The following is a 12652-nucleotide window of genomic DNA, read 5'->3' as shown; positions in this document are numbered from 1 at the left end:
GCCGCGATTACTCGCTGACGGTCACGCTGTTGATGACGACGTCTTCTACCGGTACGTCCTGGTGCATGCCGCTGCGGCCGGTTTTCACGCCTTTGATCTTGTTGACCACGTCCATGCCTTCAACCACTTCAGCGAACACGCAGTAGCCCCAGCCCTGTACGTTTTCGCCGCGGAAGTTCAGGAAGTCGTTGTCGGCCACGTTGATGAAGAACTGTGCGGTGGCGGAGTGCGGATCGTTGGTGCGCGCCATTGCCAGGGTGCCGATGGTGTTTTTCAAACCGTTGTTGGCTTCGTTCTTGATGGCCGCGTTGGTCGCTTTCTGGTTCATGCCCGGCTCGAAACCGCCGCCCTGGATCATGAAGCCGTTGATCACACGGTGGAAGATGGTGTTGTCGTAGAAACCGGCGCGGCAGTAGTTCAGGAAGTTTTCAACGGTAACCGGCGCTTTGTCAGCAAAGGTCTTGATAACGATATCGCCGTGATTGGTGTGGAAAGTAACCATAGTTTTAATCCTAACAAGGTGAAGTGAGACGTCACGTAAAGCGAGTGAACATTCAGACCGCCCTTATAACATATCCGCCCCAGCGAGTCAGCAGCGGCTCAACCGCGCACTGTCTGTGGTAATTGCATTTGTGTTATATTATAACAATTGTGCTGGCCGGCGAATTTCGCGCATTTTATTCGCGTGAAGTCAGCAAAGCTTGGCCTTAACCTTGCAATAGATCAGGCTTCAGGTTTCAATACGCTACCGGGCGTAAAACCTGAAGCCCGGTTATCTTTTTTGTTATCACGCACACCACGGAATCTCCCGATGCTAAAGATTTTTAATACCCTGAGTCGTCAAAAAGAGGAATTCAAACCCATTCATGCCGGGAAAGTGGGCATGTACGTGTGCGGGGTAACCATCTATGACCTGTGTCACATCGGCCACGGTCGTACCTTTGTCGCTTTCGACGTGGTGGCACGTTATCTGCGCTATCTCGGCTATTCGCTGAACTACGTGCGCAACGTCACCGACGTAGACGACAAAATCATTCGCCGCGCGGCGGAAAATCATGAGACCTGCGACCAGCTGACCGAACGCATGCTGGCGGAAATGCATGCCGACTTCGACGCGTTGCTGATCGATCGCCCGGACAGCGAACCGCGCGCGACCCAGCACATCGCCGAGATCATCGAGATCACCCAGCGCCTTATCGATCGCGATCACGCCTATGTGGCCAGCAACGGCGACGTGATGTTCTCCATCGACAGCGATCCGCAGTACGGCCTGCTATCGCGCCAGGATCTGGAGCAGCTGCAGGCCGGCGCGCGCGTGGAGATCGACGACGTGAAGCGTAACCCGATGGACTTCGTGCTGTGGAAAATGTCCAAGCCGGGCGAGCCGAGCTGGCAGTCGCCGTGGGGGCCGGGCCGTCCGGGCTGGCACATCGAATGCTCCGCCATGAACTGCAAACAGCTGGGCACCCACTTCGATATCCACGGCGGCGGTTCCGATCTGATGTTCCCGCACCACGAGAACGAGATCGCGCAGTCAAGCTGCGCCCACGACGGCCCGTACGTCAATTACTGGATGCACTCCGGCATGGTGATGATCGACAAAGAGAAGATGTCCAAATCGCTGGATAACTTCTTCACCATTCGCGACGTGCTCGGCCATTACGATGCGGAGACGGTGCGTTACTTCCTGATGTCCGGGCACTATCGCAGCCAGCTGAACTACAGCGAAGAGAACCTTAAGCAGGCGCGCACCGCGCTGGAGCGCCTCTATACCGCGCTGCGCGGCACCGACGCCGATGCCGAGCCGGCCGGCGGTGAAGCGTTCGAAGCCCGCTTCCGCGAAGCGATGGACGACGACTTCAACACTCCGGAAGCCTACTCGGCGCTGTTCGATCTGGCGCGCGAGGTTAACCGCCTGAAGAGCGAAGACATGGCGGCGGCCAACGGCATGGCGGCGGAGCTGCGCAAGCTGGCGAAAGTGCTCGGCCTGCTGCAGCAAGAGCCGGAGCAGTTCCTGCAAGGGGGCGCACAGGTTGACGACGGCGAAGTGGCGGAGATCGAAGCGCTGATCAAACAGCGTAACGAAGCGCGTGCCGCCAAGGACTGGGCGCTGGCGGACGCCGCTCGCGATCGCTTGAACGAGATGAACATCGTGCTGGAAGACGGGCCGCAGGGCACCACCTGGCGCCGTAAGTAAGCCGGCCGAAGTGAAAACAAAAAAGGCGCTGAATTCAGCGCCTTTTTCTATGGCTGCAGGTTAGGGTTTAACCATGACCTTGCCGCCGTTGAACTCCACCACCTGATCGGCGACGATCTTGCAGCGCTTGCGGGTTTCGACCTTGCCGTCGACTTTCACCAGCCCTTCGGCGATGACTTCTTTGGCGGCGCCGCCGCTTTCACACCAGCCCTGGAACTTCAGCAGATCGCACAGTTCGACGTGGGGATGATTGTCCAGATTGAAAATTTCCATACTGCCTTACTTATTTAGGTTGAACGTCGTGATATTCCTCGCAGGCCTGCAAGGTATTTTGGATCAGTGTAGCCACGGTCATCGGGCCAACGCCACCCGGCACCGGGGTGATGTAGGCGGCGCGCTCGCTGGCGGCGTCGAAATCGACATCGCCCACCACTTTACCGCTTTCCAGACGGTTGATGCCGACGTCCACCACGATGGCGCCCGGTTTGATCCAGTCGCCCGGAATGAAGCCCGGTTTGCCGACCGCCACCACCAGCAGATCGGCGTTCTCGACGTGATGACGCAGATTTTTGGTGAAGCGGTGGGTGACGGTGGTGGTGCAGCCGGCCAGCAGCAGCTCCATGCTCATCGGGCGGCCGACGATGTTGGAGGCGCCGACCACCACGGCGTTCAGGCCGTAGGTATCGATGTTATAACGCTCCAGCAGGGTGACGATGCCGCGCGGCGTGCATGGGCGCAGCTTGGGCGCGCGCTGGCACAGGCGGCCGACGTTGTACGGGTGGAAGCCGTCGACGTCTTTGTCCGGATGGATGCGTTCCAGCACTTTGACGTTATCGATGCCGGCCGGCAACGGCAGCTGCACCAGAATGCCGTCGATTTCCTCATCGGCGTTCAGCTGGTCGATCAACGCCAGCAGCTCGGCTTCACTGGTGGCAGCGGGCAGGTCGTAGGAGCGGGAGAGGAAGCCGACTTCATCGCAGGCGCGGCGCTTGCTGGCGACGTAAATTTGCGAAGCCGGATTCTCGCCGACCAGCACAACCGCCAGCCCTGGCGCGCGCTTGCCGGCCGCCAGACGTTGTTTCACTTGCTCAGCCACTTCGTTTCTAACCTGCTGCGCAATCGTTTTACCATCAATAATCTTTGCTGACATCAGTGTGGAAATCCATCAATTAAGAAAAGCGGGGATGCCGCTATTCTGTCAGAAGCTGAGCGCGCTGTCAGGCGCAGAATCACCCTCGCCGCCGTTGGCGAGACCGATTTATGCTTTTTTTATGCCGGCTTCAGGAACCTCTACACCATTTTTACCGGCATTTGCCTACGCTGGGGCCATACACAGGGCGAAAGAGGGCAGGATCATGAGAGCGATAACCCGGCTTTATCCGTTGCATCATCAGCCTGATCAGCAACCGGCGCAGCCTAAACATGTGGGGGAGACGGTGTTCGATTCTTCGCTGCATCCGGCGGACAGTGAGCAACTCACCGCGCTGCATCAGCTCGGCAAGCATGAGGCGGCGCCGTTGTGGCGGGCACGCCTGAATGCGCTGTGGCGGAAGTTATGCGTATGAAGGGCTGCGCCTGGGCAGGCTGCACGCTGTTGCTGGTTTGGGCATCGGGGAGCCAGGCTTCTTTAAACAGCGCACGCCCTGACGCCGCATGGGTTGAAAACGTGGCGGCGACTTGCAACACACGGGTGATTGAGCATGCCGATTGGGGGGACATTGCCGCAGTGGTTATGTCTGCTCGCCTCTGCCAGCGGCGGGACAACGGGCGGCAAGGGCGTGAGCACGCGCCGATTTACGTAGGCGCCGGGCTGGCTCAGCGTAACGGCGCCCGTTGACGAGAACCCTCACCGCGCGGGCGCTGGTGGAAAAAACGCCATAAAGCACGGCCGCCGCCGTAACGTCATGAAAAGGCATTGACTCGCTAACCTCTGACCGTATAATCGCAACCCGCAGCCGCAGGTTGCCGCATCTCAATGCGCCCTTAGCTCAGTTGGATAGAGCAACGGCCTTCTAAGCCGTAGGTCATAGGTTCGAATCCTATAGGGCGTGCCATTAACACTTCTCCTGATGTCTACTACAGTCCATAAATCCCCCGTATTTCTGCAAGTTCTCGATTATTCCTATGTCTGCTCGCATTTATTGATAGCACTTCTTATTTTATTGTATTGGGATATTGTTATCAGGTATATGACGTACAGATGTCCTAAATAAGCGACGCGTAGAGAGGCCTGACTCTTATCTCAAGTATGACAAGAATAATGTCAGTATTTTACTTCGTGATTTTTCGACCTGACTCTACTTAGACACCCGATCGTTTAGACGAGAGAAGGATTAACTCGGTACACGATATGAATGGGAAGAATTTTCCCATGATGATTAACTTGTTATATTATTTTTTGTCATTGTGCTTCATTTTTATTTTTCCGGGAGAGATGCCATAGCATTTTTTGAAGCTCCTAATAAAGGATTGTTGAGTCTTGAATCCTACAGCACAAGAAACAGCAAATACGGATAATTTTGTTGTAGAAAGCAAGTTATAAGATTTTTTTAATTTTCTTTCAAGAATATAGTCACCAAGGTTTTTTCCCGTATGTTTCTTAAATAACCTTTGAAAGTGCCAGTTTGAATAGCCTGATACCTTGGAAATGTCTGCAAGACTGATGCGATGTTCAAGGTTGTTTTCTATCCAACTCATGATCTCTGTGGTGACTTTTTTTTGAAAGCAAGTGTTTTCTTTCATGATATGCCTGAGTCATATTTTCAATTGATTATGCGTGTTTTTTTAATTGATCTATTTTAAATCTAATTATTGCAATTGAGTTTGTTCTTTAAGGAAGTTGGATTAAAGGGCTTAGCATATGCTGCCCTTTGTGATGTTATCATGCTTAGCGCATTGTTTCTTTATGTGATAAAACAAGTGCGCAGGTTGAAAAAATAAATCCAACCGCCCAAAAAAGAGGCCCTAAAATCCCTGGCCAAATAGGCGTGTAACCAGGGATTAGAATGTAAATAATAAAGCCAATATCAGTGGCGCTGACAACGGCTAAATTTATCCACCATCCTCTGATGTCATTGCGCCAATTCAAGAAAATAGACGTCAAGGCAGCGCAAAGTGCAAAGCAAAATAAATTCCATGCATCTTGTTCTACTCGCCCACTTGCCATTCCTGGTGGCATGCTATCGCCTAATTTATAAACTCCCCAGGCAGCTTGAAAATGTAGAAGAGCCCAGATGAAATAAGCAATAGCCCCCCCTTTGGCGAACCAGGAAGATAAGTCTTTTTTCTGCATTGTCATGATACCTCAAGTTTGTTAATTATCGATCATCAACTGTTGACGGCATTCCTATTTACCACTCACTGCTTTTTAAAACTCTGGCTGGGCAGTGTAATAAATATATTTTCTTTTGTTGCTAGTGTTTTAAATGTATTATATGAGTCTGGAAGTATGGCTAATTATTTATGACAAAAACAATCCGATTGAAAAACGTCCTGTGTTCGCTGGTTGTTTTTGATGATGCAATGATGTGACTGAGGATATAGTTTTTAATCAGGTTATATCCTCAATCGTTATATCGCTCTCCCTGTATCAAATTTCCACTGTCGAACCACTGGGATCGGCTTTGATATGGTAGGTTCCACTCTCGCGAAAACTTCGTACTGTGGCGAAGGTATCTTCCATGAACTGTACGAAAGTTAACTTACCGTCCTTGGCGCGAGCCAAAATCGAGAGGGGGGAGGTGACCGTCTTACCCAAAACAGTAGAGCGATAAGTAAAATAACCGAAGACGGCAGCACCGTCGGCATTCTCAAAAGTGTCCTGTAATTCGAATGCCAGTGTAGACCAGTAGGCGTTCACATCCTTGAAGGTCTGGACCAAGCCTTCGGTTCCTGCTGTCGTCCCTGCCCAAGGCATGATGGCTTTTAGTTCCGGATGTTCATAATTGAGTGAAACATAGATGAAATTGTCCGCCGTAAATTGGCGGACATGCTCGAGATCCGCGGGTTTTTTCAGAAGGTCCAGCAGGAGAGCCAAAGGGCTGCTGAACGTGGCCGGCTTCGCGAGGCTACCAGCCTGCGCTTCTTTTATGTTAGCGGTTTTCTTGTAGACGTTTGACATGGTCTCCCCTTATTCCGGGAACGGCACGCTGAAGTGTGCCGTTCCCTTCAATAATCAATCTTCTGCTAAGACAGTTCTCTTGTCTTTTCCAATATGGTGCGCTGAATCGCCGAGTATGGTTGGCTGGCCAGACAGTGTTGACACGACGGCCAGAGGATTCTTCAACCAGCAATTTGCCAACCGCATTTTAGCCTTTGAAATCTTTCTCTGGATTAAAGCCGTCCCAGTTCTCGAATACGTCCATGAAACCAGGAACGGTCTCTTGGCGAGCCCAGTCTCGCTGCAGCTCGCACCAGAGCTGTGTCTTGGAAATCAGTTTGCCACCCGCTTGTTCGACGCGGCGTAGAGCCAACTCATGAGCCGCTACTGAAGTTCCGCCGATGGCGTCGGCGACGACATAGACCTCGTACCCTTCCCTGAGTGCATCCAGAGCGGGGAAGGCCAGGCAGACTTCGGTCCAGAGTGCCGTCATGATCAACTTCCGCCGTCCAGTTGCCTGCACTGCCTGCTTGAATTCGACGTCTTCCCAGGCATTAACCGTCGTACGATCAATAACGGGGTCATTAGGGAGTAGCGCCATGATCTCTTTAATTGGCGGTTTGTTTAAGCCCGTCGCAATATTTACCGCCGAATGAATAATAGGTACGTTATAATTCTTCACAGCTTTAATGCTATGGGTGATGTTGAAAACCAATTCCTTTTGGTCCATCGAACGGATCGAACTCACCTGAATGGGTTGATAGTCGATCACGATGAACACGCAGTTCTCAGGGGTCAGGAGGTGGTCAGCCTTAGGATCACGGATAGATTCACTGGTCATTAGATAACTCTCTTTCACGTTACAGATTAGGTTAGACTCATCGCAATCGCGATAGGCCAAAGAAGGGATCTCAACATCGCCTTCAATGAAAGCAATCTTAATTGGGGTCATGTAATTGTGAGATATCATGCTAAGTCGATACAGCGGACCCGACAATCCCAATTCCGGAGAACATATTGTTCTCATTTTTGGGCTGTGAGAGTAGATCGTAACTTTAGTTGGGTGGGTTTAAGTCCTCGTCATTCACCCAGTCCTAACGCTGTACTTAAATAAGAGAACACAGTGTTCTTTTATTGAGGCTTTCTAATTTTTGTAGAGGAGGTAATGTTTGTCCTTTGTGGGGAGAAAGAACCGTCAGCACAAACGAACATTGTCATCTGCAGTAACGACAGTCATTCCATTGCAAAAAGCGAGTAGATCATGACCCATATCATTGGAATTTCAGGAAGTCTTCGCAGCGCTTCCTTTAACCATTCACTTCTTCAGGCTGCTGTGCAATTGGCACCCGAGAGCGTGACTCTGGATGTTCGTCGAATCAATGGGATACCGCTTTATGATGCTGATGTTGAAGTTAAATCTGGCATTCCCGCTTCTGTTGTCGAATTGAAGGAGGCGATCGCGGTAGCCGATGGCGTGCTCCTTGCCACCCCTGAGTACAATAATGGTATTCCAGGGGTATTCAAAAACGCCATTGATTGGGTTTCGCGTCCAGACAGCGATATACGACGCGTTTTCGGCGGAAAACCTTTCGCCTTGATTGGTGCATCGCCGGGGGGATTTGGCACAATCCTATCTCAGGAAGCTTGGCTACCCGTGTTGCGAGCACTTGGAACCCGACCTTGGTTCGGCGGACGGCTTCTCGTTTCCCACGCCAACCAACAATTCGACGTCGATGGCAATCTGACCGACGAGTCGACGCGTCTTCGCTTGGAGGGATTCTTGAGTGGGTTCGTGGAGTTTATTCGTTCGAACGAGCCTTCCATCCGTTAGAGAGTATCGCGCTACCCTGGATCCAGCAGCGCCTGCGCATAATACATTTTTCGGCATCGTCTGACGTGGGGGGCGGAAAGCGTGCGTCTCGATGCCGTTCCTCGAGAGGAATAGCGGTCGCTAAGTGATGCCGTATCATTGTGATTGACATATTTGGAATTGAAAAGGTTGCGGAAGCATGGCCGATCGCTTTGAGGAACTGAAAACTTATATTGCTGTTGTTGAGGCTGGCGGTTTTGCGGCGGCTTCAAAGCGCTTGGCCTTGGCTAAATCTGCGATCAGTCGCCGCATACGAGATTTGGAAATTCGGCTTGGTGCCCCGTTGCTGAACCGGAGCACCCGACAGATCCATCTGACGGACACAGGGCTGAAGTTTTATGAGCAAGCCAAACGCATACTGACTGAGTTGAATGAGGCTGAAAATGCCGTTGGAGGGCGACATAACGATTTACAAGGGCGGTTGCGAATCGCCGCTCCCGTTTCGCTGACCGTACATTGCCTTAGCCGGGTGGTTGGTCAATTTATCGAGGCGAATCCGAATCTGGCACTGGAGTTTGATGCCGACGACAAGATGGTTGACATCATTCGTGATGGATTTGATCTCGCCATCAGGATTTCTAAATTGCGCGACTCTTCCTTGGTAGCCAGGCGGATCACAACCATTCGCCATGTCTGTTGCGCGAGCCCGTCTTTGCTAGATCGGTACGGTCGTCCAAATAGAGTGGAAGACTTGGCGGCATTGCCGGGCATTCGCTATAGCAACGTTGAAGAAAGTTATTATTGGCGCTTTGCTGGCGGTCATACGCCAATGGTGAAATCGCGGCTCTGTTTTTCCAACGGTGATGCTGTTCGTGAGGCCGCCATCGCGGGTTTGGGGATCGCTATGTTGCCCACTTTCATCGCGCATGAGGCGATCAGAAAAGGTGAGCTCGAAGTTGTATTACGTGAGCATATGCGTCCTCCCATTGGTATGTATGCGGTTTTTCCTTCATCACAAAACATGCCTGCGAAAATGCGCGCATTCATTGATTTTTTACTTGCTAATTTCAGTGATGAGCCTTTTTGGGATCGCGATATATTGACCAATGAGAGATGAATCGCTTTGAAAAGAAGGCGTTTGCTTGAAAGTCGAATTACTCTAGCCGTTATGCTGCCGTCTTTCTGAATGAGCGCGAGGCTCTCGACCCGCCGCCAATTGAACCTTCGTTTAGTTTGTCGCGCTACAATAGGCGAAAATTTCCCCATGGAGCCTATCGTGCGCAAATCCAGATTCTTTCTCGTGACCTTGCTGTGCCTGTGCGCCGCCGCCGTGCTGTACGTGATGGCATATCGGGCGCTGGGGCATTACCTCAGTGACGGCGAGAAGGCCTACCCGGATATCAGCGTTGAAATTCGCTGAGAGCCGTGCGGCCTGAAGGGGACTGCGCCGACTTTTTCGCACTGATTTACCCGCCATTTACCCGCCGTCGGCAATGATGACGCTGCGTCTCCACATTGTGTGGTTCTCTTGGGCGGAATGCGGTTATGTCACTGCAGCAGGTTTCGAATGTCTCTTTAAGCAACAACGGCTTAAAGGGCATCGATTACAAACATTATGCGTTGGTGATCGTGGCGTTTTCGGCGCTCGTACGGTCTATATCCTTAACCGACAGGTATTTTTGGTGCGATGAAGCCTCCAGCGTGCTGACCAGCCGTTACGATGTGGGCGCGTTGCTCTATCACGCTTCTTTCGATGTTCACCCGCCGCTTTATTACCTGCTGTTGCATGGCTGGATGGTGCTGTTTGGCGATGGCATTCTGGCGGCCCGCTCGTTGAGCCTGGCGTTCGGCGTGGTGACGGTGGCACTGGCGATGCGCTTTATCCGTTGGCTGGCCAATGAACGGGCGGCGCTGATCGCGGGCTGGCTGATGGCGATCATGCCGATGGCGGTGCGCTACAGCCAGGAGGCGCGCATGTATGCGCTGATGGGGCTGCTGGCGATCGCCGCCGCCATGGCGTTGGCGAAGTGGCTGAAAACGCCGGATAACCGCCGTTATCTGGCGCTGTATGCGCTGTTGATGACGCTGAGCTTTTATACCCATTACTTCACGATTTTCACGCTGATCGCGCATTGGCTGGTGGTGTTGGCGCTGTCGTGCCGCCGCGAAGGCGAGTGTTATATCAAGCGACCGGCATGGTGGCTGGCCAATGCGGCGATCGGGGTGGCCTACATTCCCTGGCTGCTGGTGTTGTTCAATCTGCTGGCGCATATCGCCGAGCTGAGGGTCGGCGGCGACGTCGGTTGGATCCCTCAGGTTTCCTGGAGCGATCTGCCGGCGATGTTCTGGCGTTTTCTCACCGGCCATGATGGCAGCAACTATCCCACGATCATTCTCTGGCTGTTGCCGGCGATGTTTGTCGCTTTATGTTCACTGCTGCTGTGGCGGCGCCAGATGCCGAGAAAATTCTCTCTGCTGCTGCTCTGCGGCATTCTGATCCCGGTAACGTTGGTATTCGCCATTTCCTGGCGCTCGCCGCTGTTTGTCGATCGCTATCTTTATTCCGCCGCGCTCGGCATTCCGCTGGTGTTGGGCGTGCTGATCGCCGGAACGAAAAACCGGGTGCGCGGGATCTCTTTGCTACTGTTCTTCAGCCTGCTGTTCGGCTACGGCGTACGTAACGACTACCCGGTCGAAAAAGATGAGTTCAAGGTGATGGTGCACTATATCAACAGCCACTATCAGCCTAACGATGCGGTGGTGGTCAGCAACATGTTCAACTACCTGAGCTATGTGTATTACAACAAGCAGGGCTACCGCGCCTTGCTGTATACCCCGGCCAGGCCCAACGGCATTTCAGGCAAGCCCAACGCCTATGGCTTCGGCACCTTTTTCCACGATCGGGCGGCGCAGACTTACGTCGATAAGCTCAGCGTTTTATCGAAAGGCCATCGCCGGGTCTGGCTGGTCAGCGGCGGCGATTTCAATCAGGACTTCGGCCGTTCGCCGCCGGGGTGGGTCAATACCGGCACCTTCAAGAGCGGCGGCTTTGAGTCGCGCCTGTTCGTGGTGCGTTGAGCAAAATGTCATATTTCCCATTCGGCGTTACATCTGGCCGAGCAAACTTACGCGGGGATGACAGTTCTATACATTGAGATTGGTACTGTAGCTCTACCCGATGATGTTGTGTGTTATCCATTCCCTGTAGTGTATTACCCCATCCCTGTTAAGTTTATCCCGCCTTGTGCGGGATTTTTTTTATCTGAGCATGCCTGGCGCGCAACGCGATTTTTTTGAATAACACCGTCAGTTTTATTCGGTATTCAGTCGCTGTGCGCTTGATTAGATTGAACGCGAGAGGGGCGCCGTCGGCGCCTTTGTGCAATGAGTGGAGAATTTCTATGGCGAAGACAGTAGTGGTGTTTCATTCCGGCTACGGCCATACCGAGCGTTTGGCGAAAGTGGTGGCGGAAGGCGCCGGGGCGGAACTGATCGCCATCGATCAGAACGGCGATATCAGCGACGAAGCCTGGCAGACGCTGGATGAGGCGGACGCCATCATCTTTGGTTCGCCGACCTATATGGGCGGCCCATCCTGGCAGTTCAAGAAATTCGCCGACGCCAGCTCCAAAGCCTGGTTCGGCCGCAAGTGGCAGGATAAAGTGTTCGGCGGTTTTACCAACAGCGCCAGCCTGAACGGCGACAAGCAGGTGACGCTGATCGCGCTGCAGACGCTGGCTTCGCAACATGGCGGCCTGTGGGTCAGTCTGGGGCTGCTGCCGGCCAACACCAAATCGGCGCAGCGCACCGACGTCAATAACCTGGGCGGTTCGGTGGGGCTGCTGGTGCAGACCCCGGCGGATGCCGGCGTGGATGAGATGTTGTCGGGCGATCTGGCGACCGCCAAGCTCTATGGCCAGCGCGTAGCGGGCTTTGCCGCCAAACTGGCGTAAGACCTATCGTGTAGATGGGACGGTGGTGCGGTTGAACGGATGCCGCGTTCATTTTCTCTGCACAATTGGCGTGTAATTTACGAAATGTTATTAGCCTGCTTGGGCTAACGCTGCATTTCGTACAAATATTCCCGGTTCCTAGGCCGGGTTTTTTGTTGCTAAGGTCTGCTTAAGCTTTCACCGCTATACTGCGCGTCAGCACGGTCATGCAATGCATGGCCGTGTCGTAACTGTCGATTTGCTGTTGTTCAAGCAAGCCCGCTTCATGCGGGCTTTTTTTGGGTTGTTATTGCACAGGCGGCCCAGTTGCAGGAAAATAATCGCGTAGTCATTCAAATATCATTCAACGAGCAATAACCACAATCTTATTAATGTAATTAACGTCGGTCGGCGGCCTATTACGCTATGCGCTATGCTGACAGCAGAGCTGAGCATTATTTTCCGACGGTATGCGGGGGAGTCCACCGCCGCCACATTAGGTTAAGAAAAGTCTGTTAATTAATTGTTAATGCTTTTTATTATTGATTTGTCTGGCTTTTTTGGTTGAAATCCGGGTTGATTATCCCTCACTGGCCGGGCGAGAGAGTATGCAC

General features: G+C 52.8%; 14 protein-coding genes and 1 tRNA gene. 8 read left to right on the top strand and 7 right to left on the bottom strand.

Features of this window, described 5'->3' with window-relative positions:
* Positions 1-7: 7 nt before the first annotated feature.
* Complete coding sequence (gene ppiB / locus JL05_RS22805) at positions 8-502, bottom strand: peptidylprolyl isomerase B (protein ID WP_016928800.1); 495 nt, start codon at positions 500-502, stop codon at positions 8-10.
* A gap of 309 nt (positions 503-811) precedes the next feature.
* Between ppiB and cysS the strand changes: the two genes are divergently transcribed.
* Positions 812-2197, top strand: a complete 1386-nt coding sequence (gene cysS, locus JL05_RS22800; RefSeq protein WP_033633950.1) for a cysteine--tRNA ligase — start codon at positions 812-814, stop codon at positions 2195-2197.
* A 60-nt stretch (positions 2198-2257) separates the two neighbouring features.
* On the opposite strand, the gene ybcJ is transcribed toward cysS, so the two are convergent.
* A complete protein-coding gene (gene ybcJ / locus JL05_RS22795; RefSeq protein ID WP_015376914.1) occupies positions 2258-2470 on the bottom strand; it encodes a ribosome-associated protein YbcJ in 213 nt (70 codons plus the stop codon).
* A gap of 10 nt (positions 2471-2480) precedes the next feature.
* A complete protein-coding gene (gene folD, locus JL05_RS22790; protein WP_004940177.1) occupies positions 2481-3347 on the bottom strand; it encodes a bifunctional methylenetetrahydrofolate dehydrogenase/methenyltetrahydrofolate cyclohydrolase FolD in 867 nt (288 codons plus the stop codon).
* Positions 3348-3552: 205 nt separating this feature from the next.
* Here folD and JL05_RS22785 point away from each other — a divergent pair, with 205 nt between their 5' ends.
* Entirely contained in the window at positions 3553-3762 is a 210-nt protein-coding gene (locus JL05_RS22785) for a hypothetical protein (RefSeq protein ID WP_033633949.1), read from the top strand.
* A 412-nt stretch (positions 3763-4174) separates the two neighbouring features.
* Positions 4175-4251 (top strand) — tRNA-Arg (locus tag JL05_RS22775).
* A 337-nt stretch (positions 4252-4588) separates the two neighbouring features.
* Here the strand turns inward: JL05_RS22775 and JL05_RS25060 are convergent.
* The 4 genes from JL05_RS25060 to JL05_RS22765 all read right to left on the bottom strand — a co-directional run bounded on the left by JL05_RS25060 (position 4589) and on the right by JL05_RS22765 (position 7137).
* Positions 4589-4939 (bottom strand): helix-turn-helix domain-containing protein, encoded by a 351-nt coding sequence (locus tag JL05_RS25060; RefSeq protein ID WP_072010127.1) that lies wholly within the window; start codon positions 4937-4939, stop codon positions 4589-4591.
* A gap of 145 nt (positions 4940-5084) precedes the next feature.
* Positions 5085-5489 (bottom strand): hypothetical protein, encoded by a 405-nt coding sequence (locus JL05_RS25495; protein WP_135637859.1) that lies wholly within the window; start codon positions 5487-5489, stop codon positions 5085-5087.
* Positions 5490-5786: 297 nt separating this feature from the next.
* Positions 5787-6317, bottom strand: a complete 531-nt coding sequence (locus JL05_RS22770; RefSeq protein WP_064581119.1) for a nuclear transport factor 2 family protein — start codon at positions 6315-6317, stop codon at positions 5787-5789.
* Between the two features lie 187 nt (positions 6318-6504).
* Positions 6505-7137, bottom strand: coding sequence for a hydrolase (locus tag JL05_RS22765; protein ID WP_033634142.1), 633 nt, complete (start codon positions 7135-7137; stop codon positions 6505-6507).
* 420 nt (positions 7138-7557) lie between these two features.
* Between JL05_RS22765 and JL05_RS22760 the strand changes: the two genes are divergently transcribed.
* From JL05_RS22760 to JL05_RS22745, 5 genes are all read left to right on the top strand, one after another.
* The gene (locus JL05_RS22760; protein WP_033633947.1) at positions 7558-8127 is read left to right on the top strand and encodes an NADPH-dependent FMN reductase; all 570 of its coding nucleotides are present in this window, start codon (positions 7558-7560) and stop codon (positions 8125-8127) included.
* 178 nt (positions 8128-8305) lie between these two features.
* Positions 8306-9223: a LysR family transcriptional regulator gene (locus tag JL05_RS22755; protein ID WP_033633946.1), complete on the top strand. Its 918-nt coding sequence runs from the start codon at positions 8306-8308 to the stop codon at positions 9221-9223.
* A gap of 159 nt (positions 9224-9382) precedes the next feature.
* The gene (locus JL05_RS25630) at positions 9383-9526 is read left to right on the top strand and encodes a hypothetical protein (protein WP_015376917.1); all 144 of its coding nucleotides are present in this window, start codon (positions 9383-9385) and stop codon (positions 9524-9526) included.
* Between the two features lie 125 nt (positions 9527-9651).
* Complete coding sequence (locus JL05_RS22750) at positions 9652-11184, top strand: glycosyltransferase family 39 protein (protein ID WP_033633945.1); 1533 nt, start codon at positions 9652-9654, stop codon at positions 11182-11184.
* A gap of 323 nt (positions 11185-11507) precedes the next feature.
* Positions 11508-12059, top strand: a complete 552-nt coding sequence (locus tag JL05_RS22745; protein ID WP_004940045.1) for a flavodoxin family protein — start codon at positions 11508-11510, stop codon at positions 12057-12059.
* Positions 12060-12652: the final 593 nt, after the last annotated feature.

The sequence above is a fragment of the Serratia nematodiphila DZ0503SBS1 genome (assembly GCF_000738675.1).
Classification (GTDB): Bacteria; Pseudomonadota; Gammaproteobacteria; order Enterobacterales; family Enterobacteriaceae; genus Serratia; species Serratia nematodiphila.
The sequence above is the reverse complement of the archived record's forward strand: the minus strand, read 5'-3'. Positions and strand labels throughout refer to the sequence as shown.

Coding starts and splice junctions, on each gene's coding strand:
- ppiB (WP_016928800.1), bottom strand. CDS start 502: ATGGTTACTTTCCACACCAATCACGGCGATATCGTTATCAAGACCTTT.
- cysS (WP_033633950.1), top strand. CDS start 812: ATGCTAAAGATTTTTAATACCCTGAGTCGTCAAAAAGAGGAATTCAAA.
- ybcJ (WP_015376914.1), bottom strand. CDS start 2,470: ATGGAAATTTTCAATCTGGACAATCATCCCCACGTCGAACTGTGCGAT.
- folD (WP_004940177.1), bottom strand. CDS start 3,347: ATGTCAGCAAAGATTATTGATGGTAAAACGATTGCGCAGCAGGTTAGA.
- JL05_RS22785 (WP_033633949.1), top strand. CDS start 3,553: ATGAGAGCGATAACCCGGCTTTATCCGTTGCATCATCAGCCTGATCAG.
- JL05_RS25060 (WP_072010127.1), bottom strand. CDS start 4,939: ATGAAAGAAAACACTTGCTTTCAAAAAAAAGTCACCACAGAGATCATG.
- JL05_RS25495 (WP_135637859.1), bottom strand. CDS start 5,489: ATGCAGAAAAAAGACTTATCTTCCTGGTTCGCCAAAGGGGGGGCTATT.
- JL05_RS22770 (WP_064581119.1), bottom strand. CDS start 6,317: ATGTCAAACGTCTACAAGAAAACCGCTAACATAAAAGAAGCGCAGGCT.
- JL05_RS22765 (WP_033634142.1), bottom strand. CDS start 7,137: ATGACCAGTGAATCTATCCGTGATCCTAAGGCTGACCACCTCCTGACC.
- JL05_RS22760 (WP_033633947.1), top strand. CDS start 7,558: ATGACCCATATCATTGGAATTTCAGGAAGTCTTCGCAGCGCTTCCTTT.
- JL05_RS22755 (WP_033633946.1), top strand. CDS start 8,306: ATGGCCGATCGCTTTGAGGAACTGAAAACTTATATTGCTGTTGTTGAG.
- JL05_RS22750 (WP_033633945.1), top strand. CDS start 9,652: ATGTCACTGCAGCAGGTTTCGAATGTCTCTTTAAGCAACAACGGCTTA.
- JL05_RS22745 (WP_004940045.1), top strand. CDS start 11,508: ATGGCGAAGACAGTAGTGGTGTTTCATTCCGGCTACGGCCATACCGAG.